General features: G+C 59.3%; 23 protein-coding genes. 21 read left to right on the top strand and 2 right to left on the bottom strand.

Annotated elements, in window-relative coordinates:
- Positions 1-47 precede the first annotated feature (47 nt).
- The 9 genes from HMPREF9451_RS05955 to accD all read left to right on the top strand — a co-directional run bounded on the left by HMPREF9451_RS05955 (position 48) and on the right by accD (position 8,750).
- Positions 48-905 (top strand): DegV family protein, encoded by an 858-nt coding sequence (locus HMPREF9451_RS05955; RefSeq protein WP_009139400.1) that lies wholly within the window; start codon positions 48-50, stop codon positions 903-905.
- Between the two features lie 82 nt (positions 906-987).
- Positions 988-1,464: a MarR family winged helix-turn-helix transcriptional regulator gene (locus HMPREF9451_RS05950; protein ID WP_009139399.1), complete on the top strand. Its 477-nt coding sequence runs from the start codon at positions 988-990 to the stop codon at positions 1,462-1,464.
- 105 nt (positions 1,465-1,569) lie between these two features.
- Positions 1,570-1,791 (top strand): acyl carrier protein, encoded by a 222-nt coding sequence (locus HMPREF9451_RS05945; protein WP_009139397.1) that lies wholly within the window; start codon positions 1,570-1,572, stop codon positions 1,789-1,791.
- A 10-nt stretch (positions 1,792-1,801) separates the two neighbouring features.
- Positions 1,802-2,776, top strand: coding sequence for a nitronate monooxygenase (locus HMPREF9451_RS05940; protein WP_009139396.1), 975 nt, complete (start codon positions 1,802-1,804; stop codon positions 2,774-2,776).
- A gap of 2 nt (positions 2,777-2,778) precedes the next feature.
- Positions 2,779-3,717, top strand: coding sequence for an ACP S-malonyltransferase (locus HMPREF9451_RS05935; RefSeq protein WP_009139395.1), 939 nt, complete (start codon positions 2,779-2,781; stop codon positions 3,715-3,717).
- A gap of 44 nt (positions 3,718-3,761) precedes the next feature.
- The gene (gene fabG / locus HMPREF9451_RS05930) at positions 3,762-4,526 is read left to right on the top strand and encodes a 3-oxoacyl-[acyl-carrier-protein] reductase (protein WP_040626602.1); all 765 of its coding nucleotides are present in this window, start codon (positions 3,762-3,764) and stop codon (positions 4,524-4,526) included.
- Positions 4,523-5,803 carry a beta-ketoacyl-ACP synthase II gene (gene fabF / locus HMPREF9451_RS05925; protein ID WP_009139393.1) on the top strand — a complete coding sequence of 427 codons (1,281 nt, stop codon included), beginning with the start codon at positions 4,523-4,525 and terminating at the stop codon, positions 5,801-5,803. Before fabG ends, fabF begins: the two co-directional genes overlap by 4 nt.
- Before the next feature lie 12 nt (positions 5,804-5,815).
- Entirely contained in the window at positions 5,816-6,253 is a 438-nt protein-coding gene (fabZ, locus tag HMPREF9451_RS05920) for a 3-hydroxyacyl-ACP dehydratase FabZ (protein ID WP_009139392.1), read from the top strand.
- Positions 6,254-6,263: 10 nt separating this feature from the next.
- Positions 6,264-8,750: an acetyl-CoA carboxylase, carboxyltransferase subunit beta gene (gene accD / locus HMPREF9451_RS05915; protein WP_009139391.1), complete on the top strand. Its 2,487-nt coding sequence runs from the start codon at positions 6,264-6,266 to the stop codon at positions 8,748-8,750.
- A 24-nt stretch (positions 8,751-8,774) separates the two neighbouring features.
- On the opposite strand, the gene HMPREF9451_RS05910 is transcribed toward accD, so the two are convergent.
- Positions 8,775-9,359 carry a GNAT family N-acetyltransferase gene (locus tag HMPREF9451_RS05910; RefSeq protein ID WP_009139390.1) on the bottom strand — a complete coding sequence of 195 codons (585 nt, stop codon included), beginning with the start codon at positions 9,357-9,359 and terminating at the stop codon, positions 8,775-8,777.
- A gap of 735 nt (positions 9,360-10,094) precedes the next feature.
- On the opposite strand from HMPREF9451_RS05910, the gene HMPREF9451_RS05905 reads away from it, so the two are divergent.
- The 12 genes from HMPREF9451_RS05905 (at position 10,095) to efp (ending at position 24,236) form a co-directional block, all read left to right on the top strand.
- Positions 10,095-11,771 (top strand): ABC1 kinase family protein, encoded by a 1,677-nt coding sequence (locus tag HMPREF9451_RS05905; RefSeq protein ID WP_009139389.1) that lies wholly within the window; start codon positions 10,095-10,097, stop codon positions 11,769-11,771.
- A 106-nt stretch (positions 11,772-11,877) separates the two neighbouring features.
- On the top strand, positions 11,878-13,230 hold the full coding sequence (locus HMPREF9451_RS05900) for a replication-associated recombination protein A (RefSeq protein ID WP_009139388.1): 1,353 nt from the start codon (positions 11,878-11,880) through the stop codon (positions 13,228-13,230).
- 41 nt (positions 13,231-13,271) lie between these two features.
- Positions 13,272-13,961, top strand: coding sequence for a DUF948 domain-containing protein (locus tag HMPREF9451_RS05895; protein WP_009139387.1), 690 nt, complete (start codon positions 13,272-13,274; stop codon positions 13,959-13,961).
- A 16-nt stretch (positions 13,962-13,977) separates the two neighbouring features.
- Entirely contained in the window at positions 13,978-15,336 is a 1,359-nt protein-coding gene (locus tag HMPREF9451_RS05890) for an AI-2E family transporter (protein ID WP_009139386.1), read from the top strand.
- Between the two features lie 123 nt (positions 15,337-15,459).
- Positions 15,460-18,093, top strand: a complete 2,634-nt coding sequence (gene alaS, locus HMPREF9451_RS05885; RefSeq protein WP_009139385.1) for an alanine--tRNA ligase — start codon at positions 15,460-15,462, stop codon at positions 18,091-18,093.
- 138 nt (positions 18,094-18,231) lie between these two features.
- Positions 18,232-18,657, top strand: coding sequence for a Holliday junction resolvase RuvX (ruvX, locus tag HMPREF9451_RS05880; protein WP_009139384.1), 426 nt, complete (start codon positions 18,232-18,234; stop codon positions 18,655-18,657).
- A gap of 41 nt (positions 18,658-18,698) precedes the next feature.
- Positions 18,699-19,874, top strand: a complete 1,176-nt coding sequence (mltG, locus tag HMPREF9451_RS05875) for an endolytic transglycosylase MltG (RefSeq protein ID WP_009139383.1) — start codon at positions 18,699-18,701, stop codon at positions 19,872-19,874.
- Positions 19,875-19,888: 14 nt separating this feature from the next.
- Entirely contained in the window at positions 19,889-20,380 is a 492-nt protein-coding gene (locus HMPREF9451_RS05870; RefSeq protein WP_009139382.1) for a YqeG family HAD IIIA-type phosphatase, read from the top strand.
- A 104-nt stretch (positions 20,381-20,484) separates the two neighbouring features.
- Entirely contained in the window at positions 20,485-21,648 is a 1,164-nt protein-coding gene (gene aroC / locus HMPREF9451_RS05865; protein ID WP_051000975.1) for a chorismate synthase, read from the top strand.
- A gap of 4 nt (positions 21,649-21,652) precedes the next feature.
- Positions 21,653-22,180, top strand: coding sequence for a shikimate kinase (locus HMPREF9451_RS05860; protein ID WP_009139380.1), 528 nt, complete (start codon positions 21,653-21,655; stop codon positions 22,178-22,180).
- 35 nt (positions 22,181-22,215) lie between these two features.
- Positions 22,216-23,331, top strand: a complete 1,116-nt coding sequence (locus HMPREF9451_RS05855) for a M24 family metallopeptidase (protein WP_009139379.1) — start codon at positions 22,216-22,218, stop codon at positions 23,329-23,331.
- A gap of 344 nt (positions 23,332-23,675) precedes the next feature.
- Positions 23,676-24,236 carry an elongation factor P gene (gene efp / locus HMPREF9451_RS05850; protein ID WP_009139378.1) on the top strand — a complete coding sequence of 187 codons (561 nt, stop codon included), beginning with the start codon at positions 23,676-23,678 and terminating at the stop codon, positions 24,234-24,236.
- A gap of 697 nt (positions 24,237-24,933) precedes the next feature.
- Here the strand turns inward: efp and HMPREF9451_RS05845 are convergent.
- Positions 24,934-25,224 (bottom strand): hypothetical protein, encoded by a 291-nt coding sequence (locus HMPREF9451_RS05845; RefSeq protein ID WP_148508543.1) that lies wholly within the window; start codon positions 25,222-25,224, stop codon positions 24,934-24,936.
- Positions 25,225-25,251: the final 27 nt, after the last annotated feature.

Below are 25,251 nucleotides of genomic sequence, written 5' to 3'. Positions count from 1 at the left end.
CATGATTGCGTTGGTCGAGCGCCGGAAACGAAACAAAAGGAGACCAGGTGAAAATAGCCATCATCACAGACTCTACGTGCGATTGGCTCGTCGAAGATTACGCGGCGCGAGACGTGACCATGGTTCCGCTACGCATTTGCTTCGGTGCTCAGAGCTTTCTCGACCAAAGGGAGATTGCTTCCGAAGAATTCTACGATCGCATGATCGGGGCGTCCGACTTGCCAAGCACCTCCCAGCCTTCCCCGGGCGATTTCGCGCGGGAGTTCGAGCGTCTTGCCGCCGAAGGATACGAAGGAGCCTTGTGCATGCACATCGCCCGCCCGCTATCCGGCACGCAGCAGTCTGTCGAAATCGCGGCGCAGAACGCGCCCATTCCTGTCAAGGTGGTCGATTCGTGCGTGACCACGGCAGCGCTCGGCCTTATGGTGGACGCGGCGTGCGACTTGCGTGACGAAGGCGTGGACGACCTCGAAGAGCTTTCCGAGCGCGTTGAGGCATTCGGCAGGAAGATACGTATCTTCCTTTTGCCGGAAACCCTCGAGAACCTCGTGCGCGGAGGTCGTCTTCCTGCCGAGGCGGCCGAGCAGATGGGGCTGCTCAACATTCGTCTCATTCTCACGCTCGCGCAAGACGGCAGCGTGGTACCCTTCGATAAGGCGAAGGGGCTCAAGGGGGTCGTTGCGCGCTGCGTCGACGCAATAGCCGCATACGAAAAAGAACACGGCGCCGTTTCGGTACGCTACGTTCATACGCGCAACGAGGCGGCGGTTGAAAAACTTGCCGATGCGCTTCGGGACGCTGGTGTGACGGTCGCTAAAAGCCACGTGCACGCATGCGGTGCCACCATCGCAACGCATCTTGGCATGGGGGCGGCATGCGTCGCCGTCGCGCCTGCTCAAGCATAGCGTCGTTGTAAAGAGGGCTTGGATTACGCCTGCGCAAAAGGGGCTCGCCGCACGGCGGTTCATGTCGTCAAGGGAAGGATACATGGCAAACACGGTGAAAAACGTCATAGGGAAGGAAGCACGGCGCAGGGAAATCAACGAACTGCTTGTGGGAACCTTCAACAGTATTCTTCGCGTAGAGGAGGGCGTTTTGCGCAACCGCCTCACGGAAGGTCTCACCATTGCCGAAATCCATACCATCCACGCCATAGGACTGCAAGGTGCAAGCCCCATGAATGTGGTGGCGTCGCGCTTGAACGTGACGCTTGCCACGTGTACGACGGCGATCGGCAAGCTTGTCGACAAGGGGTTCGTTAAGCGGACCCGAAGCGACGCCGACCGTCGTCAGGTGCTCGTTTCTTTGACGAAAGAAGGCAGGCAGGCATATCGCGTGCACGAGCTCTTTCACCGAGATATGGTGGAATCCGCTTTGGGGGAGTTAAGCGAAGAGGAGGAGGAAGTGTTTTCCGTCGCCTTGCTGAAAATCAAGGCCTTCTTCGATGCCCACGATCCTGCGTAAACGTGCTCAGGCCGGCCTGCGCGACGCTTCCGTCGTCGCGCAGAAGCCTCTCTTTTTTTGTCTGAAAAAGATAAGAGAATCAAACTATTAGAAAGGTAAACAATCATGACTACTCTTGAAACCGTCGCATCCGTCCTTTCCGACAACCTCGATATCGACGCCGATTCCGTGACCGAGGACGCAACGTTCGAGTCGCTCGGCGTGGATTCTTTGGACATGGTCGAACTGATTTGCGACCTTGAAGAAAGGTGCGATATCGAATTCGGCGAGCCCGAGGGGCTTTCCACGGTCGGTCAGCTCGTGTCCTACATCGATTCCCTTAAGTAGGCGCTGTTATATGGATACGCGTGTTACCAAGCTGCTAGGCATCAAGCACCCCATCATCCAAGGAGCCATGGCCCGCATTGCCGACGGCAGGCTTGCCGGAGCTGTTTCGGCGGCTGGTGGGCTGGGGGTCATCGCGTGCGGCGGGGCAAGTATCGCCTGGATTGAAGAACAGGTGCGCATTGCCCGTTCCATGACGGACAATCCTATCGGAGCGAATGTCATGCTCATGGACCCTCAGGCGCACGAAGTGGCCGATGTGCTCGCGAAACTTCGCGTCGACGTCATAACGACCGGTGCGGGAAGCCCTGGCAAGTACATAGAGCAGTGGAAAGAGGCAGGGGCGAAAGTCGTTCCCGTGGTGGCGTCGAGCGCTTTGGCCGCTCGCATGCAACGTTGCGGCGCCGATGCGGTGATTGCCGAAGGGACGGAGGCGGGAGGCCACATAGGAGAGCTTTCCACCATGGCCCTTGTGCCGCAGGTGTGCGACACCGTCACCATCCCCGTCATCGCGGCGGGCGGCATCGCCGACGGGCGCGGCGTTGCGGCGGCTTTTGCCCTTGGCGCGGAAGGCGTCCAAGTGGGCACGCGTTTTCTTACGGTCGAAGAATGCTGCATCGCCGAGGCCTACAAAGCCAAGGTGCTTGCGGCCAAGGATTCCGACACCATCGTAACCGGTCGCGGGGCCGGTCATCCCGTGCGGTGCCTGAAAAACGCATGGTCTCGCAACGTTCGCTCTCTCGAAGACGCGGCGGCTTCGCCCGACGAGCTCGAAGGGCTGTATGCGGGCTCGTTGCGCCGCGCCGTCGAGGGGGATGTCGATGGCGGGTCGCTTATGGCCGGACAGGCGGCCTGCTTGGTCCATGAGCGTAGAAGCGCGCGCGATGTGGTGGAAGAGTTGATGGCGCAGGGCATGAGTCGCGCTTCGCTCGGCCTGCAGGGGCTTGCTGATGCCTCGGCGCTTCGCGTGGTGCGGAAAAGGAGCTAACCATGGGAAAGGTGGCGTTTCTTCTTTCCGGCCAGGGCTCGCAAAAGCCCGGCATGGGGGCGACGTTATTCGGCGTGCCCGAGATAGACGAGGTGTTCTGCGAGGCGTCTGATGCGTGCGGCTTCGATGTCGCGGCGGCGTGCCTGGACGAAACAGGCGATTTGCTTGCCGACACGGCGGTCGCTCAACCGGCGCTATGCGCGCTTTCCGTCGCCCAGGCCCGGGCGCTTGTTAGGCGCGGCGTTAAGCCCGATTACGTGGCGGGGTTTTCCCTCGGGCAGATGGGCGCGCTTGCCGTTTCCGGCATGCTCGATGCGAAGACGGTATTTTCCCTGGTGCGAGATCGCTCGCGCGTCATGGCCGAAGCGTGCGGGCTGCGATTGGGCTCTATGTGCGCTTTGATGGGCGGCGCTGAAGAGGAAGTCCGTGACGTGTGCTCCTCCTGCGCCGAAGGCGACGTGCTCGTGCCCGCCAACTTCAACGCACCGGGGCAGATCGTGGTCTCGGGAGATGCGGCGGCGGTGGCGCGTGCGAAAGAGGCGTGGTCGGGCCCGGGCAGGCGCAGCGCGATGCTGGCGACGGCAGGCGCATTTCACAGTCCCTTGATGCAGCCTGCCGCGGAGGCGTTTTCAGCCTGTCTCGAAGGCGTCGTATTCGACGAGCCGAAGATCCCCCTGGTTTGCAACGTGGATGCGCGGCCTCTTCGCGCCGACGATGCCGCCGCTCATCTCGTGGCTCATCTGACCTCCCCGGTTCTTTTCAGCCAGAGTGTGGCGTGGCTGGTCGAACAGGGGGTTGACACGTTCGTGGAGTGCGGAACGGGCGGCGTGCTTGTGGGGCTGGTCCGTCGCGTGGACAAGGGCGCCGTGCGCATGCGCATAGAGTCGCGCGAGGATTTAGAGGCGGTTGTCGAGAAGCTCGCAGAAACACAGGATGCTTAAAGCCGGTGCACGGCTTCGAGGAAAGGAATCGCATGGAGTTCCGGATGGCGGATAACGATCTTTGCGTGCAAGGCTGCGCCGTGGTGACGGGCGGTGCGCGCGGCATAGGGAAGGCGGTTTGCGAGTCGCTTGCGGCGGCGGGTTACAACGTGGCCGTCAACCATTCGAACGCAAGAAGCGCCCAGGTAGCGGCCGATCTTGCCCGAGACTTGGAGGAGCGCTTCGGCGTTTCGGCCCGCGCCTTCGAGGCGGACGTCTCGTCTTTCGAGGCGGCCGTTTCGCTGCTTGAAGGTGCTGCTTGCGCCTTGGGGCCGGTGCGCGTGCTGGTCAATAATGCGGGCATCACCAAGGATGGACTCATGATGCGCATGAAGGAAGAGGATTTCGACCGCGTTATCGCCGTGAATCTCAAAGGTACGTACAACTGCTCCCGCGCCGTGATTCCGGCTATGGTGAAGGCCCGACGGGGGCGCATCGTCAACATGAGCAGCGTGGTGGGCGTGTTCGGCAACGCGGGACAGGCGAACTACGCCGCATCGAAGGCGGGCATCATCGGGCTGACGAAATCGCTCGCCCGTGAAGTCGCGTCGCGCAACGTCACGGTCAACGCCATCGCTCCCGGATTCATCGAGACGGATATGACGCGCGCTATGAGCGAAAAGGCAAGGGAGGCGGCTCTTTCCCGCATTGCTTCCAAGCGCCTTGGGCAGCCAGAGGACGTGGCGAACGCGGTCGCGTTTTTGGCGAGCGATGCGGCCGGATACATCACGGGACAGGTCATAGGCGTAGACGGAGGTATTTCGCTATGAGCACGAACGAAATGCGCAAAAGCGACGGCACGCATCGTGTGGTCATCACAGGCATGGGATCTGTGTCTCCTGCTGGCATCGGCGTTATGCCTTTGTGGAGCGCGGTCAAAGAAGGGCGTTGCTGCATAGGCAAGGTGACGAAATTCGATGCAAGCGGTTTTGCGGGAAGCGTTGCGGCAGAAATCCCCGATTTCGACCCTGTGGCATGCGGGTTTTCCAAAAAAGAAGCGCGCAGGTTCGCCCCGTTCGTCCAGTACGCCATCGTTGCGGCCGACGAGGCCATGGCCCAAAGCGGCCTTTGCGCCGAAGAGGGCGACGCCTGCCGCATGGCGTGCGTGTGGGGAAGTGGAATAGGCGGCCTTGAGGAGCTCGAAAAAGGTTGCATCACCCTGCACGAAAAAGGCGCGAAGCGCGTGAATCCGCTGTTCATCCCCACCATGATTGAAAACATGGCGGCAGGAAACCTATCCATTCGCTACGGGCTGAAGGGCGATTGCCTCAGCATCGTCACGGCGTGCGCGACAGGCTCCCACTGCGTGGGCGAGGCGTATCGTCTCATTCGCCATGGGTATGCGGATGCGGCCTTGGCTGGAGGAAGCGAAGAGTCCATCTCTCCTATCTGCCTTGCCGGATTCGGCAATCTGGGGGCGCTGACGAAGGCGGAAGACCCCACGCGGGCTGCGATGCCTTTCGACGTGAACCGCAGCGGATTCGTTCCCGGCGAAGGAGCCGGCGCATTGGTGCTCGAGTCCCTCGAGCATGCGACGGCTCGCGGCGCCCGCATTCTCGCCGAGGTCGCGGGCTTCGGGTCTACGGGAGACGCGTTTCACATGACCGCGCCCGACCCGAGCGGCGAAGGCATCGTGCGCGCCATGCGCCAGGCGCTATCCGAGGGAGGCTTCGCCCTCGAGGACGTGGGGCACCTCAACGCGCACGGCACTTCCACCCATGCCAACGACGCGACCGAGTCTGCGGCGCTTCGCGTCCTTTTGGGCGAAAAGGGGCGCGAGGTTCCCGTCACCTCCGTCAAGGGCACGGTAGGTCATACGCTCGGCGCAGCCGGCGCGCTCGAGGCGATTGTCTGCGCGCTTTCGGTGTCGGAATCCGTCGTTCCTCCGACGGTCGGCACGACGCAGGTCGATCCCGAGTGCGGCGTAAACGTGGTCACGGGCCGCGCGCTCGAAGGGTGCGAGCAGAAGGTGGCCTTGAGCAATTCGCTCGGGTTCGGCGGCCATAACGCGTCGCTTGCCATTGCGCCGTACCGTGGGCTTTCGTAGAAAAGGCGAAGAATGGACATTGCATTCCCTTGTGGAAAAGAGGGCGTTGAAGCATTGCTGCCGCATCGCGCCCCCTTCGTCTGGGTCAGCCGAATTCTTGCGTGCGAGCCTGGCGTGGGCATCGTGGCGGAGCTTGACGTGGATCCCGGGCTTCCTTTGTTCCAGGGACATTTCCCCGGCCATCCCGTTTTGCCGGGCGTCATCATCATGGAGGCGCTTGCTCAGGCCGCCTCGTGCTGCGTGCTTGCTGCTCGCGGGCAAGAGGGCGCGATCGGGTTTTTGACGGGCATCGACGGCGCGAAGTTTCGTCGCCAGGTGGTTCCCGGCGATACGGTTCGCCTCGAGGCGATTATCGCGAAGTCCTCGCGACGCATGTGCGTTGCCGAGGTGAAGGCGACGGTCGACGGCCAGGTTGCGGCGTCGGCGGTTCAAAAGTACGTTTTGGCATAGAGGAGTTACGGTGTTTGCGTCTGGGTCTAAAAAGGCACGCGGGGCCTATATAACCATCCCGACCGAACTTCCCGCCGACGAGCGCGACCTTTCGCGCATCGGCGAACTGGTCGAATCGGCGAAAGAGCAGTACAAGCACGAGCGCGGCGTCTCCGATGCCATGGTTGCAGACGAAGACGAACTCGTGAGCCTTGCGGACATGAGCCTCGACGGCATCGAGCGCGTGCTGGTGGTAGGCTGCGGACCCCGTGTCGAAGAGGTCCTGGCCGCATGCCGTGCCGCGGCGCTTGCTCCCTGTGCGGCCTATACGGAGGATTTGAAAGACGCCCCGTATCTCGCCTTGGCAGAGCAGAAAATCTGCATCGGGGCGCGCAAGGCCGACGGCGCCTTCGACGACAACTACCGCGTGCTTTCTGCGGCGGAGGTCGTTCGTGCCGAGGCTATCTTGCTGATCGATTCTCATCTTGCCGACGACGAACGGTTCGTTGGCATGGCATGCGACGATGCAAGGAGCGTTTTTCGCCTTGAGGAGGCGTCGACGACGGACGCATTCGGGGGTCTGACGAAAGCATGGGCTTTTTGCCGTTGCGAAAGCGGAATGTTGGCCCAAGCGAGCCCTGATGCCTGGATGGTGTGCCCGAAATGCCGCGCGGTGCTCGACGCAGCCCATGTGCGCGAGAGGCACAAGACGTGTCCCTCATGCGGGCATCATTTTCGCATGACCTCTTCGGAGCGCATCTTCGACCTTGTAGACGAAGGGTCTTTCGAGGACTGGGATACAGCGTTCGAGGAAGGCGATCCGCTTCGATTTCCGGGGTATCTCGAGAAGCTCGAGGCCATGCGTGCGCGTACGGATCTTTCCGAGGGCGTGCGTTGCGGCGTGGGCCGCATTGCCGGCATGCCTGTTGTCGTATGCGTCATGGACTCGACGTTTTTCATGGGGTCCATGGGCTCGGTCGTAGGGGAGCGCATCACCTACGCCGTGGAGCGTGCGACGGCCGAGGGGCTGCCGCTGGTGATTTTCTGCGCCTCCGGGGGAGCGCGCATGCAGGAGGGGCTGGTGTCCCTTATGCAGATGGCGAAGATATCATGCGCCATAGAGCGTCACGCGCAGGCGGGTCTGCCGTACTTCTCCGTCATAACCGACCCGACCACAGGCGGCGTTACCGCGTCGTTCGCCATGCAGGGGGACGTGATCATTGCGGAGCCAAAGGCCCTTATCGGGTTCGCCGGGCGCCGCGTTATCCAGGACACCATTCGTCAGGAGCTGCCGAAAGAGTTTCAGACCGCAGAGTTCGCGCTTGAACACGGCCTGATCGACGCCATCGTGCATCGTGCTGATTTGCGCGGCGAGTTGGCGAACCTGCTTGCGCTGTGCGCTGCGGGCTCGTGCGGACGAAAAACGTCGTTTGGCGCGAGCGGCCTGGGGCGTGAATCGGTCAGGGGCGTTTCGGAATTGCACGACGCCTTGGCGGCGCATCCGAGCGCGCGCGAATGCCTGGAGGGCGCCGTTGCGAGCGCGGGAGGCTCAGAGAACGTACGTTCTGCGGAATCGTTGCGCAGTGCTTTCAGAGCTGCGTTTTCCCACATGCCCCGTCCGCGCAAGAAGCAATCCGCATGGGAACGTCGCAGCAGGGAAGAGAGCAGCAGGAGGCTTGCGGCCCTGTTGACGACACCGGTGCGCAACGCAGACGAAACGGGTGCAGACGGTGCGCAAAACCCCGCATGGGCAAGCGTTCAGATAGCACGCGACGTGCATCGTCCGACGTCGATGCACTACCTCAGGTCCATGACGGATGGGTTTTTCGAATTGCATGGGGATCGGGCCTTCGCCGACGACGGCGCGATCGTGGCGGGCATCGGCTGGATCGGACGGCGGGCCGTGGCGGTGATCGCTCAGGAAAAGGGCGCGAACCTCGACGAACGCATCCGCCGCAACTTCGGCTGCCCTCAGCCGGAGGGGTATCGCAAAAGCCTGCGTGTGATGCGCCTTGCCGAGCGTTTCGGCCTGCCCGTAGTGTGCCTGGTGGACACGCAGGGAGCGTTTTGCGGCAAGGAGGCTGAAGAGCGCGGGCAAGGGGGCGCCATAGCCGATAACCTCTTCGCCATGGCGGGCCTTCGCGTGCCCATCGTAAGCGTTTTGGTCGGAGAAGGCGGGTCGGGCGGTGCGCTTGCGCTCGCGCTTTCCGACCGCGTTGCCATGCAGGAACACGCGGTGTATTCGGTGCTTTCGCCGGAAGGGTTCGCTTCCATTCTGTGGAAGGACCGCTCCCGCGCGCCGGAAGCTGCTGCGGTCATGCGCATGAACGCCTATGAGATTTTCGAGATGGGCATCATCGATGCGGTGCTCGAGGAAGGGGAGGGTTCGGCGAGCGCGAACCCCGAGCTTGCCGCGGCCGTTGTGCGCGGGTATGTGATTCACCGGCTTGACGAGCTTTCGTCGCTTGACCTCGAAGAGCTTTTGGACCTTCGTTATGAGCGATTCAGGAAATTTTAGGCATGCGTGCGCAAGGCGGCGGTTCTACTCGACGGCTTCCAGAATCGCCTTGACCTTTTCGGGATCGAGTTCGGTGATGGGTACGACCGGGGCGGGAGGGCAGGAGAAATCGCCCAGAATCTTTTCGTAATGCGCCACATCGCGCCACTGTCCAAGCTTGAATCCGACATTGTCCATGACGCCGACAAGGCGGAATCCCATGGCAAGGTGGAGCTTGTCGCTTTTTTCATTCGGCTCGGTGACTTTGCCGTGAGCGCTGCGGACGCCCTGGAGCGTAAGCAGGTCAAGAAGTTTTTTGTAAATGACGCGTCCAAGGCCGCGCCCGCGGAAATCCTGCGCGAAATACACGGAAAGCTCCACCGCCCATGCATACGCTTCGCGTGCGAAAAGTCGGCTTGCGTATGCGTAGCCTACCGGCTTGCCGTTTTCTTCGCATACGATGAAAGGATACATGCAAACGCGCTCTTCGATGCGTTTGCGGAACTCTTCCACGCTAGGGCACGTGCATTCGAACGTGATCGATGTTTCGATATACGGCGCGTAAATGGCTTGGAGTGCTTCGGCGTCTGCGGCGGTGGCCAGGCGGAACGTATATACGAGTTCGCTCATGCGGGTCCTTTCGAAAACGAATGCGAAATAGGCAAAGGTCGCTGACGGAGCTTGGCCGTAGCGGCGTATATGTTTCGGTTGCCGGGATTGTGACGTGTTTTGAGTGCGTTGAGTGGAAAATGTGACGGCATTTTACACCCGAAAAGGCGCGAAGCGACGGGTGAACAAAAAATATTTTGCCGCTTATACGCTTTGTCTGCGCCATAGCTGTCGGTAATCGCCGGGGCGATGCGTGCATTCGGGAAGGCTTAAGCGACACGATGCTTGTATTCGGCACCGTGCCGAAGCGCTCAGGCGCTTGGAATCTGCGTGTGCGGGGCATGTCGACAAAAAGAGCCCCGCCCCCGGCCTAAGGATGAACCCACCTAGACAAGGTGGGTGCTCGCAACGCGCTGCAAAGCTTTCGTGTCAACGGACGCGAATCCCTGTATTCACGCGTAATCTAGAGCTCCCTGAGAAAATGCATCGGTCCATCGCAAAATGACGGCTTCGGAAGCAGGGCTTGATTCGAGTATATCCAACCCTCAACGGAAAGATACCTCTTGACATGAAAACCGAAAAGAGAATATGACCGCAGGTCTGCGGCGCATTGCGGTTGCTAAATCGTTGCATATTGCGGCCGCGGAGTCGCGATGCGTCGCGGCCGAAGGGTTACGATGCGGTGTCGGTCGCGTAAGGAGGGGCGCGCTGCGCTACAATGGCTGGTGTTGACGCGGCTGGGGAAGGGGGCTGCATATGGCGCGCGCGAAAGACGTCGTCAAGCTTGTGCGCGACGGATTGGGCGATACCACATCGGCGGCCCGTCTGCGCGAGATAATCAAAATCCTGCGTCGCAACGAGGTTTCCAAGGGTCTTACCCCGGAGAAGCTCGTTGCGCTTCTTGAGGATCTTGGTCCGACGTTTATCAAGCTGGGCCAAATACTCTCGTCGCGTTCCGACATGCTTCCGCAGGAATACTGCCTTGCGCTGCAATCGCTTCGAAGCTCGACGACTCCTGAACCGTTCGAACACATCGAGCAGCGTTTTCGCAATTTCTACGGAGAACGCTACGACGACATTTTTTCCTCGATTGAGCAGACGCCGCTTGGCTCCGCTTCCATCGCGCAGGTCCATCGAGCCGTTCTTGCCGAGGGCGATTCCACGGTGGCGATAAAAATTCGCCGCGACCATGTCAAAGAGGACATGCAGCGCGACATTCAGCTTATGCGCCGTGCGGCCGACCTGATGAACCTTGCCGGATCGACTGTGCTTGCGGGCGTGGACATCGTCACGGTCATTGACGAGTTCGACAGAACCGTTCGCGAGGAGATAGATTTCAAAATAGAGCTTGAGAATCTCCGCCGTTTTTCCCTGGGGCTCAAAGGGGAGCGCGGCGTGTCGTGCCCGAGGGTTTATCCCGAGTATTCCGACGAGACCGTCCTTGTGATGGAATTCGTCGAAGGGGTGTCTCTCGAGCATGTCGACGCCTTGAGGGAGGCGGGCTATAGCCTGAGAGACCTCGGCGATCGCATCGCGAATTCCTATATGCACCAAATGGTCGACGCGGGTTTTTTCCATGCGGACCCCCATGCGGCCAACATCATCGTGCGTCCTGCGTTGACGAAGGAAGAACGCGAAGAGGGCAAGAAAGACCGCGGCGAGGTCGTATGGATCGATTGCGGCATGATGGGAGAGCTATCTCCCCACGAACGCGGCCTGTTCTTCGACATGATGAAAGCCATGGTGTTCAAGGACGGCCATGCCCTCACCGATTTGTTCATAGAGTGGGGGCGTGTCAGCGACGCTCCGGGCAAGAAGCTTAATTACGGGCAATTGCTGCAAGACCTCACCACGTTGGTGAACCGCTACGCCGCCGAAGATGCCTACTCCATGGACATAGCCCAGCTGCTAAACGATATCATGGCCATTCTCGACACGGCGAATGTCATCATGCCGCGCAGCTTCGTCATGCTTGTTCGCGGTCTCGCGTCTTTGCAGGGGACGCTTATCTCCCTCACTCCTGACATCAGCATTCTCAAGGTGGTCGAGCGCTATGTGCGCAGCGCGGCGAATAGGCGTTTCGACCCGTTCAAAGAGACCGAAGACAGGCTCGTTCAAGCCGTTGCCACAACCGACAAGGCAATGCAGATTCCCGAACGCGTTGTGAACGTGCTCGATATGGCCGAGAAAGGAAGGCTGAAAATCGGGTTCGACCTTGCCGAGGCGAATCAGCCCATGGAGATGCTCGGTAGGATTGTTGACCGGTTGAGTCTCGCCATCATCACGGCGGGTTTGTTCATAGGGTCTTCGACCATTTATTCGGCGGGTATGCAGCCGCAGCTGTTCGGCGTTCCGGTCATCGGTTTTCTCGGCTATTTCGGAGCGGCGGTGCTCAGCGTTTACATCATTGTCAAAATACGAAAAGGCGCATAAATCGAACAAATGTTTTCTTATAAGGGCCTATCATCTATAATTCGTGCATCGGCGCATAGGTTCGTGTGCCGTGTATTCTGACGTCGAGCGGAAAGGAGGAGCGTCTATGGAGAATCTTTTTACCGAAATGGACAATGCCGCGAAAATGGCGGCAGCGCCTCTTGCTGTTCGCATGCGCCCTCGCACGCTTGACGAGCTGGCGGGGCAACAGCATGCGGTTGGTCCTGGGAGCTGGCTTTTTGCGGCCATCGCATCCGACGCCCTTTCGTCGGTCATCCTCTTCGGCCCTGCGGGAACGGGAAAGACGAGCATCGCGCACATCATCGCCGAAAGCACCAAGGCCGCCTTCGTCGAGGTTTCCGCCATCGGCGGCACGGTTTCCGACCTCCGCCGAGAGATCGCCGCGGCCGAGAAGCGGCTTGTTCTCAATGGAATGCGCACCATGCTTTTCGTCGACGAGATCCACCGTTTTAACCGAAGCCAGCAAGACGCATTGCTCCATGCCGTGGAAAACCGCACGGTCGTGCTTATCGGCGCTACGACGGAGAACCCGTTTTTCGAAGTGAACTCGGCGCTGATATCCCGCTCGCGCGTCATTGAGCTCGAGGCTCTCTCCGACGAGGATATCGCTTCTATCGTCCGCCGGGCTCTCGAGGACGAACGCGGGCTGAAAGGCGAATTCGAACTGACGAATGACGCGCTCGATGCAGTGGTGAACCTTTCGGGGGGCGATGCCCGCAGCGCATTGACAACCCTTGAGCTTTCGGCCGGGCTTGCGCGGGAAAGCGCGCGCAAGGGCGTTTTGTCCGAGGGCGAAGCCTTGCGCATCGATGCCGATATGGTGGCGCTGGCAACGCCTCATCGGGCTCTTCCGTACGATAAGAACAAAGACATGCATTACGACGTCATCAGCGCGTTCATCAAATCCATGAGGGGCAGCGACCCCGATGCAGCCCTGTATTGGCTCGCGCGCATGATAGACGGCGGCGAAGACCCCAAGTTCATTGCTCGGCGAATCTTCATTCTGGCGAGCGAAGATATCGGCAACGCCGATCCGCAGGCGCTGCTTATCGCGGAAGCGGCTTTTCGGGCGGTCGAGGTCATCGGCCTTCCCGAGTGCCGCATCAACCTTGCTCAGGCCGTTATCTACATGGCGCTTGCGCCGAAGAGCAATGCGGCCGAGGCGGGAATAGACGCGGCTCTTTCCGAGGTGCGGCGCGGCCCTCGTCGCGACGTGCCGAGTTATCTGCGCGACAGGCATCGTCCCGGTTCCGAGCACTACGGGGAGTACAAGTACCCGCACAATTATCCGGGGCATTGGGTCGACCAGCGTTATCTTCCCGAAGGCCTTGAACGGGGCTGTTTCTACCATCCGAGCGAAAACGGCTGGGAGTCCTACCGTGTAGATGCGGTCCGTCGAGACAGGAGCTCGGCCGCCCGTGATACACTGCACAGCTGAACACGCTAAATCGGAGCATTTTCGAAGGTCAGGAGTAGTTTATGGACGCATCGGTTATTTCTGGGGTCGTTCTTCCCATCGTCTTCATCGTTGTGGGCGTCGCGCTTGTGTGGGCGCTTGTCGAACTCATCATGGTTCTGCGCCGCACGCGCACGACCGTTGAAACCATGGAGGCGGAAATCACCCCTATTCTCAAGGACGTGCGTGAAATCACGGAGAGCGTCAAGCCTGCGGCGGACAAGGTCGATCCGCTCGTGGAGCGAGTTTCTCTTGCGGTAGATGCTGCCAACCTCGAAATCATGAGATTGGACGGCATCCTGGAAAACGTGAACGAAATCACCGAGACGGCGGCGAGCGCCGCGAATGCGGTCGATGCCGTGGCGAACACCCCGCTGCGCCTTGTTAACACGGCTACCGAGAAGCTGCGCGATGCGTTCTCGGGACGCAGGGTCTCTGACGAATCCGCCTATCTTGCCGATGCTCAGGAATCCGGCGCAGGCAAGGCAGTCCCGAGCGCATCGGGGGAGGATTGCGCTCAGACGGCCGCCGAGAATGCGGCGGCAGAGCAGCCCCGCGCGGCGCACGACGAGGGGGCCTCTGTAGAGCCTCTCCAGGCTTGCGAGCAGAATGCTTCGCAGGACGGCGCTTCTTGCCCCGATGCCGCGAAGTCTGAATCGGGCGAAGCAGGTGCGCAGGAGAAGTATTTCACCTACGGCTCAAAGCAAGAATAGGGTCGGGCGGGGTCGTATGTCTCACAAGGGCAAGACGAGTGCGCAGCGCTGCGATGACGCGCGTCGCCGTTTCTATGTCGTCTGGATGCTCATCGGCATTGCGTTTCTGGTATATCTGCTCGGTCGCGTGCTCGATGTCTTGGCCGTGCCGGTGGCCGTTGTGGCATGGACGGTCGTCTTCGTGCTGTGCTTGAGGACTCCTGTCGCAAAGCTCGAGTCGCTCGGGGTGCCGCGCGTTGTCGGAACGGCCCTTTCGTATCTGGGCATGGGCGCGGTTGCGGCAGTGCTTCTGGCCACTATGTTCTCTCCTGCTTCGGGAATCTCCGAGCAGTTTTCCAACATGCTTGCCGGCTTGCCGGGCTATGCCCAGGCGCTCATAGAGTGGGGAAACCATCTGTACAGCCAATACGCCTCGGTCCTTCAGGACGAATCGGTACGCAATTGGCTGAATTCGGCGGCAGAGACCCTGACTGATTGGGCGTCGACCACGGCGCGGCTCTCGGCGGACGGCGTCCTCGTCTTCGGCACGGGCGTCGCCAATTCCCTGATGATCATAGGTTTTGCGCTTGTTGTGGCATTCTGGGTGCTTATGGAGCTGCCATCGATCGGTCGAGAGGCGAAACGCTTCATTCCCGAGAACCGTCAGCAAGAGGCCGAAATGCTCCATCTCACCTTTACGCGCGTCATGGGCGGTTATTTGAAGGCCACGCTTCTTCAATGTTTCCTCATTGGCCTTGCGTGCGGCATCGGTTTTCATTTCATCGGTATTCCGAATGCTGCTGCACTCGGCCTTATCACGGGAGTCATGAACATCATTCCCGTCGTGGGTCCTTGGATCGGCGGCGTCATAGCGGCGCTTGTGGGATTGTTCGTCGATCCCTGGGCGGCGTTTTTTGCCCTGGTTCTCACCATCGTCGTGCAGCAGTTCGTCTACACGTTCATCTCTCCGAAGATCATGTCGAATTCCGTAGACGTCCATCCCGCCATCGTCATCGTAGTGCTGCTGGTTGGAAGCGCGATAGGCGGTTCCATGGCGGGGCTTGTGGGCAGCGTTGTCGGTATGCTGTTCTCTATTCCGCTCGCGGCTATTTTGAAAACCGTGTTCGTGTTCTATTTCGAAAGAGAGACCGGCCGGCAGGTGGTTTCGGAAGACGGGGTCTTTTTCAAAGGCATGCCGTCCGATTTGTGCGACGAAGACGGGGCTCCCGATGCTGTGGCGGACGCTGTGGCTCCGGTCCGCAAGCACAGGTCGTTTGCCGCCGTCTTCCTGGGCGAGGGAAAGCGCTCACGCGCGGAGACCGACCGTCTTTCGCAATCGCCCCTAGGATCGCATGACGTAGATTCTCGTGAAGAATCGGGCCGTAACTCCGATTAATGCGTAGAATGCAGGAAGCAAACGCGCTTAACGTCAGCGCGCTCGCCTTGTTTTAGGTATTATTTCGCTGTTCAAAAAAAGGCGCGGATGCGCTGAGACGAAAACGAGAGTGAGACCAGCTAGATGAAGTACATGACTACCGCGGAAATCCGCGAGAAGTACCTGAGCTTCTTCGAGGAGAAAGGCTGCAAACGCATGCCGTCCTCTTCGTTGATTCCCGATGACCCCAGCCTTCTGCTGACCAGCGCAGGCATGGTTCAGTTCAAGCCGTACTTTCTTCATGTCAAGGAATTCGACCCCGCCTACATCGGATCGACCACGGTTCAGAAGTGCGTGCGCACCAATGACATCGACATTATCGGTACGACGGGCCGCCACCTGAGCTTCTTCGAAATGCTCGGCAATTTCAGCTTCGGCAAGTATTTCAAAGATGAAATGTGCGCATGGGCCTACGAGTTCGCCACCGAAGTGCTCGAGCTTCCCAAAGAAAAGCTGTATTTCACCGTTTTCGAGAACGACGACGAAACTATCGAGATCTGGAAGAAGCTCGGCGTTTCGGAAGACCACATCTCCCGTCTGGGCGAGGATGACAATTTCTGGCGTGCTGGGCCTACCGGTCCGTGCGGTCCGTGCTCCGAAATCTACTTCGACCAGGGTCCCGACTTCGGCTGCGGCAGCCCGGACTGCGCTCCCGGATGCGATTGCGACCGCTTCCTCGAGTTCTGGAACTGCGTCTTCACCCAGTACGACGGTCAGGAAGATGGCACGCTTGCTCCCTTGCCCACGAAAAATATCGATACCGGCATGGGTCTTGAGCGCATGGCCGCCATCATGCAGGGCGTTCAGTCCAACTACGAAACCGATGTTATGCGCGATCTGATTTCGGTCGGCGAACGCCTGAGCGGCAAGTCCTACAAGGAAAACGCCGAAAGCGATCTTTCGCTGCGCATTATCGCCGACCATAGCCGCAGCGTTACCTTCATGATTGCCGATGGCATCCTTCCTTCCAACGAAGGTCGCGGATACGTTTTGCGCCGCCTGCTTCGCCGTGCCGTCATGCACGCGCACAAGCTCGGCATCGAGGGCGCATTCTTGAGCAACTATGTCGACGCGATCGTGCGTCTTATGGGCCATGTGTATCCCGAGGTCGTCGATAATCGCGAGCTCGTCGAACGCGTCATCCTCTCGGAGGAGGAGCGCTTTGGCGTCACGCTTCGCCAGGGTCAGGCGTACCTCGCCGATGCTCTCGAAAAGCTCGAGGGCACGGTGCTTGACGGCGCCACCGCCTTTACGTTGCACGACACCTACGGCTTCCCGGTCGAAATTACCGAGGAGATTTGCGCCGATGCAAACATCACCGTCGACAAAGAGGGCTTCGAGGCATGCATGGATCAGCAGCGCGAACGCGCCCGTGCTGCCACGAAAGACGATGCCGAGGCTGCATGGAGCACGTACGGCGGCATCCATGACGATCTGCTTAAAGAACTCGGCGCTACCGGCTTCGTGGGCTATGATCGCTTGACCGCTACGGCCGAGGTAAAGGCTGTTGTCAAAGACGGCAAGCGCGTCGAGTCCCTTGCGCAAGGCGAGGAAGGCGAGGTTGTTTTGGGCCTCACGCCGTTCTATGCCGAAATGGGCGGCGAAGTGGGCGATACCGGCACCATCGAAGCCGAGGGAATCAAGCTTCAGGTCGTGGATACCAAAGCGCCCGCGAAAGGCCTTGTTGTCCACTCTGTGAAGGTTGTCGAAGGCAGCGTGCATGCCGGCGATACTGTGCGTGCGATCGTCGACGAGCTTCGTCGCAAGCGCATTACGCGCAACCACACCTGCACGCACCTTCTGCATGCCGCGCTTCGCGAGGTGCTCGGCGATCACGTCAAGCAAGCCGGCAGCTACGTCGGCCCCGATCGCCTTCGCTTCGACTTCACGCATTTCGAGGGCATGACGGCCGAGCAGATTTCCGAGGTGGAGCGCGTTGCCAACAACGTCATCATGCAGGCTCTCCCCATGAACATTTACGAGACTTCGCTTGATGAGGCTCGCGAATCGGGCGTTACGGGCTTGTTCGGCGAAAAATACGGCGACGTCGTTCGCGTTGTCGAAGCGGGCGAGTTCTCCCGAGAGCTGTGCGGCGGCTGCCATGTTGCCAATACGGCGGAAATCGGCTTCGTGAAAATCGTCTCTGAGTCCAGCGTCGGCGCCAACGTCCGCCGCATCGAGGCCGTGACGAGCTTTGACGCGCTCGATTACATGAACAAGGTCGAGTCCGAGCTCAAAGAGGCGGCGGCGCAGCTCAAGGTTTCCATGTTCGACGTTTCCGAGCGTACGGCCGCAAACCTCGAGGCCATCAAGGTCTTCGAGGCCGAGCAGAAGCAGGCCAAGAAAGCGGCGGCCGAAGGAAGCGTCGCCGAATATCTCGAGTCCATGGTCGATGTGGGGTATCCGCTTGTGATTGCACGCATCGACGGTCTTGATTCGGGCGCGCTGCGCAACACTTGGGATATCATGCGTTCTCGCATGCCCAAGCCGGGCGCGTGCGTAATCGGCACGGTGAACGACGGCAAGCCCGTCATCATGGCTGCGGGCACCGATGAGGCGGTTGCGGCTGGCTTTAACGCTGGCGCTCTGATCAAGGAGATTGCTTCCAACATCAAGGGCGGCGGCGGCGGAAAGCCCACCATGGCTCAGGCCGGCGGTAAAGACGCCGAAGGCATGGATGCGGCGCTCGACGCGGCACGTGCCCATTTCAATCTGTAGGAATGATTGCGAAGCGGCTGCGTTTTCGAGCGTGGCCGCTTTTCGCGTTGCGACGAATCTACGTCGAAGCGGTCGACGTCGAGGGCTCGCATGCGAACGGTCCACTTCGGCAAAGGACGCTGTAAAGGAGGGTCATTCGTGAGGACGATGGCTTTGGACATAGGGGAGGTTCGCATCGGCGTGGCGATAAGCGATTCCGAAGGAAGAATCGCAACGCCCCTGAAGGTGCTCGCCGCCTCTGACGTTCTCGGTGACGGAGCCGAGTTTCGTCGGCTCGTGCAGGATTGGGAGGTCGAGCAGCTGCTCTGTGGGCTGCCTTACACCCTGTCGGGGGAAGAAGGCCCGCAGGCCGCTTCCATCAAAGAGAAGGCGTCGCGTATCGCACGCGCCCGCAACCTTCCTCTGTTTTTCGCGGACGAACGCATGAGCTCGCGTGAAGCGAAACGCATTTTGCGTGAAGAGGGTTTGGATGAAAGGGCAATGAGGGGTAAAGTAGACATGATTGCCGCGAGTTTGTTTTTGCAAGCGTGGCTGGATGCTCGATTCGAGCACGAAGACAAGTAAAAGCGCGCACGCAAATGCGCCTGTAGATGTGAGGAACGTGCATGCCTCGTAGACAGATTACGTATAGCTCTCATCCAACCCATCGCGCCCGCATGGTTCATGCGCAAGGGGAGCGCCAGTTCAGGACGTATGATACGTCTCAGATTCGCCCGAAGAAGAGCAAAGCCCCCATGGTGATCGCTCTCGTCTTGGTGGCAGTTGTCGTGATCGTTGCCGCCTTTGCTATCTTCAACATCACCAAAGGCTGTTCGAAATCCGGTCTTGAGGGAACGGAGCAGATTGTCGCCTCCGATGTGCAGGTGACCGTTCCCGAAGGCGCTTCGGCTTCCGACGTTTCGAATGCGCTTGCATCTGCCGGCGTCTCGGTATCCGCGGATGCGTTTCTCGACCGCGCGAAAGAACTTGGTGCCAATCAGAAGTTCCAGGCGGGAATGTATAGTTTTTCCGCGGGCATGACGGTCGATCAGGTTATACAGGCCATCGCTTCGGGCGATTTGGGCGGATATTCGCTCACCATTCCCGAGGGCTATAAGCTTTCTGATATTGCCTCCGCCGTCGAATCCGCCACCAACGGGTCGATCAGCGCGGCGGACTTTTCGGCTGCGGCATCAGATGCAAGCGTGTACGCTGCGGATTACGACTTCCTGGAAGATGCGGGAACCAATTCGCTCGAGGGCTTCCTGTTCCCCAAAACCTACCAGCTTTCTCCGACCGATACGGCCGATGCCGTCGTTCGTATGATGCTCGACCAGTTCCGCAACGAGATAAGCGCCCTGGATTGGTCTTACCCGGAAAGCAAGGGTCTCTCCATCTACGATGCCGTGAGCCTTGCGTCCATTGTTGAAAAGGAATCCAGCGGTGACGAGCAGATTCGCTCTCAGGTTGCTGCTGTCTTCTACAACCGCCTTTCCTCCAGCAACAAAGAGACGTTCGGCTTCTTGCAGTCGGATGCGACCACCGCCTACGAGGTCGGCCACGACCCTTCGGCGGAGGAGGTCCAGGCGGATACGCCGTACAGCACTTACGCCAATGCTGGGCTGCCTCCGACGCCCATCTGCTCGCCGGGCCTTGATTGCCTGCAGGCTGTGTGCGCCCCTGCGGATGATTACGGCGACTATTATTACTTCATCTTCTGGACGAACGACCAGGGTACGACGGAGTATGCGTTCAGCAAAACCTACGAAGAGCATCAGGCCGCTATCGCCGAGCACCTGTAGGGATTGGGATTGTCTTGCTCCGACCCGATTGTTATTTCAGTCGCATTTCGGCGATAGACCCCATTGACGATTTGCGTAAAAAAGGGGTGCGGGCCGTCCTTCTCGACATGGACAACACGCTTCTTACGCGCGATACCCATGAGGTTCCCGAGGATGTGAAACAGTGGCTCAGCGATGTGAAACGGGCCGGTATTGCGCCATGCATCCTGACGAACAATTGGCACAGCAGCGCGCACGATTGCGCCCGGGAAATCGGCCTGCCGATCGTCGCCCGTGCGCTCAAGCCCTTGCCGTTTTCTTATTTCGTCGCTTGTAGGAAGCTTGGCGTCAAGCGCTTAGAGACTGCATGTATCGGCGATCAGCTCATGACGGATGTATGGGGCGGCCGTTTGCTCGGGATGCGCGCCATCATGGTGAAGCCTCTTGTGGCGAAGGATCTGAAGCATACGCTGTTCTTGCGCAGGATTGAAAAGCGCATTTTGTGCGATATGCCGATCGAACGCTGACCGAAGGGGCGTTCGCCCTAAACCCTGGCTTTCTGATCAAGGCCGCAGGGTCCATTGTTTCCCGCCATGCTACAATCGCTTAGAAACAAACGCATGTTGGGAGCATGATGCACTACGAAATAGCTGGAGAATCGAATAGCGCGCTGCTGAGTGCCGTTGTGAGCGGTGTTCCTGCGGGTCTGCGCATAAGCGAAGAGGCCATCGACGCCGATGTGGCGCGGTGGTCTTCTCGTATGAGGGCTTTGTCGGGCGAAGGCCAAAACTCTGATTGCGAAGATCACGTGAACGTTCTATCGGGCGTGGCAGATGGTCGCACGACGGGAGCGCCCATTGTTCTTGTTGCGAACAATGCCGCTCGTCGCCCTGGAAGCGAATTGCAGAATATGCCTTTGGCGGGTTTTCCCGTTCGCCCCGGCACGGTCGACCTGGGTGCTTCGTTGAAGTACGACATTTCCGATTGCTCGGTTTTGGGGCGCAGATTCAATGACAGACTCGATATCATGCGCGTCGCCGCATCGGGGATTGCTCGCGAACTGCTTGCCGAGTTCGGGATTGAGATCATCTCGTGCGTCACCAGAATCGGGGGCGTTTCTGTTCGGGAGGACCCATTCGCAGACAATGCGCCCGCGCTTTCCCCTCTTGAGGTGGAGGTGTCGTCCGTCCGTTGCCCCTCTTCGCAGATGACGCGCGCCATGGAAGACGAAATAGCTCGTGCGGTTGCCCAGAGGGATACGCTCGGGGGATCTTTCGCCCTTGCGGTATATGGGCTGCATGCAGGCATGGGAACCGCTTGCCGCGATAAGGGGAGCATCCAGTCAAGGGTGGCCGCTTCGGTGTTTTCCATAGAGGGCGTAGACGGCATCGAGTTCTGCGATGCATCCGCTCGCTCGCTTCTGTCGGGTTCGGGCGCCTACGACAAGCCGTCGCTCAACGGCGCGCAGGGCTTTTCGCGCGCAAGCAATAAAAGCAAGGGCGTAGAAGGGGGCATCTCGACGGGCATGCCTCTTGTCGTTCGCGCGAATGTCGTTCCTTCTCCTCGCATCGGTCGCAGCCAGTCGTCCTTCGATATGGGAACGCTTTCTTCCTGCGAATACCGAACGGCAAGGTATTGCTGCTGCGAGGTGCCGGCTCAGGCCATTCTTGCCGAGGGCGAAGCGGCCTTTGCGCTTGCGAACATGTATCTCGAGAAATTTGGCTGCGAAAGCATGTCGGATATTCACGCCGCGGTTTCCGCCTACGAGCGTCGTTTGAAGATGTCGGCCCGGTGATTTAATGGGTACGCTATCGCGCAATGTGTTCCTCGTGGGGTTCATGGGGGTGGGCAAAACCACGGTGGCTCGCCGTCTTGCACGCGATCTTGGTGTTGCGGCCATAGACGTCGATTCGTTCCTGCAGCGAAAGTGCGGCAAGGATGCCAACCAGCTTTTCAAGCAGCGGGGCGAGAAAGGGCTGCGCCGTGCCGAGTCGTGCGCGTTTGCCGAGTGCTGCACAATGGGTCCTGCGGTCATCTCGTGCGGCGAAGGGATTGTGGTGGCGCCCAAGAACAGGGGATTGCTGAGAAACGAAGGATTCACCGTCCTTCTCGAATCTTCCGCTGAAGGCTCTTTGGCGCGCGTCAGAAGCTACAAGACAAGGCCCTTGCTGGCTTCGGGGTGCGATACCGACAAGCTTTGGGATGACAGGAAGCCCTTGTATGAAGAGGTGGCCGACGTCATCGTTGACGTGCGGGAAAAGGGTACTGCTTGCGTTGCCCACGAGATCGCCGAGATCCTCAAGGCGGAGGGGGTATACCGCGCGTAGTTCTTTCTGTAGTTTGAGATAAGGAGGAATATCGCATGGAGAGCCATTTGAACCGCATGCGTGCCTGCATGCGCGAAGAGGGTATGGCCTGTTTTTGCTGCACGGATCTTTCCAATGTGAAGTGGCTTACCGCATTTGACAACGTATTCGACGACGAGCCCGCTCACCTTGCATTCGTTTCGGACGACGAAGCCGTCTTGCATACCGATTCGCGCTATGCGGACGCGGCGTGTCGTGCCGCATGCGGCGGACCCTGGAAGGTCGATGCGTCGGGCGGTTTTCATGCGCGATGGGTTGCGGACAAGCTTTCTCGTGATGGGCGCAAAGCGCCTGGGGATGGTTTGCCTGCCCTTGCCATCGAGGACTCCATGTCGCTTGCGGCATTTCGCCGATTTGAAAAAAGCTTTGAAGAGAAGGAGCTTCCGCCCGCTATCGAGACGAGCGATTTTGTTTTGAAGCTGCGTGCCGTGAAAGACGACGTGGAGATCGAAGCGATGAAGGCCGCCCAGGCGATTACCGATGCGGCTTTCGAGCATATCGTGTCGTTCATGCGCGTCGGCATGACGGAGCGAGAAGTCCAGCTGGAGCTGGAAGAGGCTATGCGTCACTTGGGGGCCGAAGGCCTCGCGTTCTCTTCGATCGTGGCTTCAGGAGCCAACGGTGCCGCTCCGCACAGCATTCCGGGCGGAAAGGTTCTTGAGTCGGGGGACATGGTCGTGCTCGATTTCGGCGCACGCAAGGGCGGCTATTGCTCAGACATGACCAGGACCGTCTGCATGGAATACGCGACCGAGGAGGCGAAGCGCGTATACGAGGCCGTTCGCACTGCGAACGAGGCGGTGGAGCGCATGCTTCGTCCCGGCGTTACGGGCGCCGAGGCGCACGAGCTGGCGGAGCGTGTCCTTGAACATGCGGGCTACGGAGGAAAGATGGGCCACGGCCTCGGTCATGGCGTGGGCATCGACATCCACGAGCAGCCGAATCTGTCGCCGCGTAACACGGAACCGCTATGCGCCGGAAACGTGGTGACGGTTGAGCCGGGAGTGTATCTCGGCGGAATCCTAGGCTGTCGCTTGGAAGATTTCGGCGTTATAACTCCCGATGGTTTTGAGGTTTTCACGCAATCGACGCATGAACTCGTTATAATATAGCGTCGCGTTTTTCGTTGAATATGCTGCGATCGCGTGAATCAGCGCCGGCATAGCATCTGGGTCTGTTTGCTCCATGTGGGCCATGCGTCGCTTGGCGAGGAATCTGCGGATGAGGTTTTCGCGGGCGATCGCGGATGACGAGCAGCGCGCAACATAAGGTAAAGGCTGAAGCGTCGGCTTCGTTCGATTCTGCTCAATGACGGCCCAGAGTGCGTCCTTGCACCCGATCGACGGAGCGAATTGCCCTCGGCTTTCTGCGAATTCTTTCGTGGTCTGCTCAGCAGCTTCGAGCGCGAAGGCCAGCGGGGCAAGGCGCCCGTCCAGCGAGTTTGAAGGAGGAAACAATGGCAATCTCTACCGCCGATTTCAAGAACGGCATGTGCATCATGTACAACAACAAGATGTGCACCATCATCGAATTCCAGCACGTGAAGCCTGGCAAGGGCGGTGCGTTCGTTCGCATGAAGCTTCGCGACATCAAGACGGGCCGCGTGCTTTCCGACACCGTGAATGCAGGCGTGAAGTTCGACACCGTTCGTCTTGAGCAGCGCGAGATGACCTATCTGTACAACGACGGTTCCGACTTCTACTTCATGGACCCCAACAGCTACGAGCAGTTCTCTCTTCCGACCGATCACGTCGGAGATGCCGCTCAGTGGCTTAAGGAAAACGACCCCGTTACGCTGGAGTATGCTGACGGTGAGCTAATCGGCTGCGAGCCTCAGATGTTCGTCGAGCTCGAAGTCACCGAGACCGACCCTGGCTTCAAGGGCGATACTGTTCAGGGCGGCACTAAGCCTGCTACGCTCGAGACTGGCGCCGAGGTGAAGGTTCCCATGTACGTCAACGTGGGCGACGTTCTTCAGATCGACACGCGCGACGGTCGCTTCGTCAAGCGCATGTAACAGCTCATTGCTATCGTGGGTCGGTTTGCTGAAAGCGGCGAGTTGTTCTGCCGTGGACGGCAAAGCCGACTCGTTATGGACGATGGATTGCGGCGGCCTTTTCGGCCGCCGTTTTTATGTATGCCGTGGCCGACGGAGCTTCGATTCAGATCCGATTTGCAGCACGGCTCCTTCATCCCGCCGCTCAGCTCGATCTAGCCTCGGTTTCGAGCGCCTTAGGTTGCTTTTTTGGCTTCGGACGTCCAGACTGCGGTATGGCATGCTATTTCGTTCGTTTGTGCATGCGTTTTGGCAAAGCGAACGAAATAGTATGGATTGTTGCGGTGCTTCGTTTTCCTCAAAAGCAAAATACCAGGCCAGAGAGCCGTGCCTTCGGCTCTCTATTCGTCTGTGCTGCTTTTTCCATACTATGTCGGCGAAACGTGCGTTTCGTCTGGCAAGAAGTGTCGAAATAGTACGGATGCTATTCGTGGGTCTAGGGTCGGGGCTGAGATTTGGGGTTCGAGATTCGGAATCGAGAGCCGGGGGAGTGGGATTCGGGGTTTGAGGATTGAAAGTCAGATGCCGTAAGTTGGTGGCTGAGCAATCGGATTAAAAGGTTCCGGCAGGGGATGAAAGGTGCGAGCCAGGAAGTTTCTAGCAAGGGGCTCTGGCTCAGGAGTATCGGAGCGTGCCAAGTTGTTTCGCCGATTGCGAACTAAAGCGCGAATGGCCTGACGAGCTGTGCGTGCAAGCTTTTTTGTCGTTGCTCGGGATCGGAGATGCGCGAGCGTGGCCGAATGCCCAAGGTTTCTTTCAACAACGTAGCGAACCGCTTGAATTGGTCGAAGTCGCGGAATTGCTCGTTGCTTAGGGTGAATACGCGAACTCTCTGCTCGATAAGGGAGTTTCTTTTGATCGAGTCGCGATGGATGCTGAATTGGTGTTCGTGGTATTGTTCGCCCTGGTATTCGACCACGATGGTTTTGCCAGAGATATGCCACACCATGTCGCATTCGAACGACTCGATATAGCT

This window comes from Slackia piriformis YIT 12062, from assembly GCF_000296445.1.
Lineage (GTDB): Bacteria > Actinomycetota > Coriobacteriia > Coriobacteriales > Eggerthellaceae > Slackia > Slackia piriformis.
Note: the sequence above shows the minus strand (reverse complement) of the source record. Positions and strands in the feature narration are given on the sequence as shown.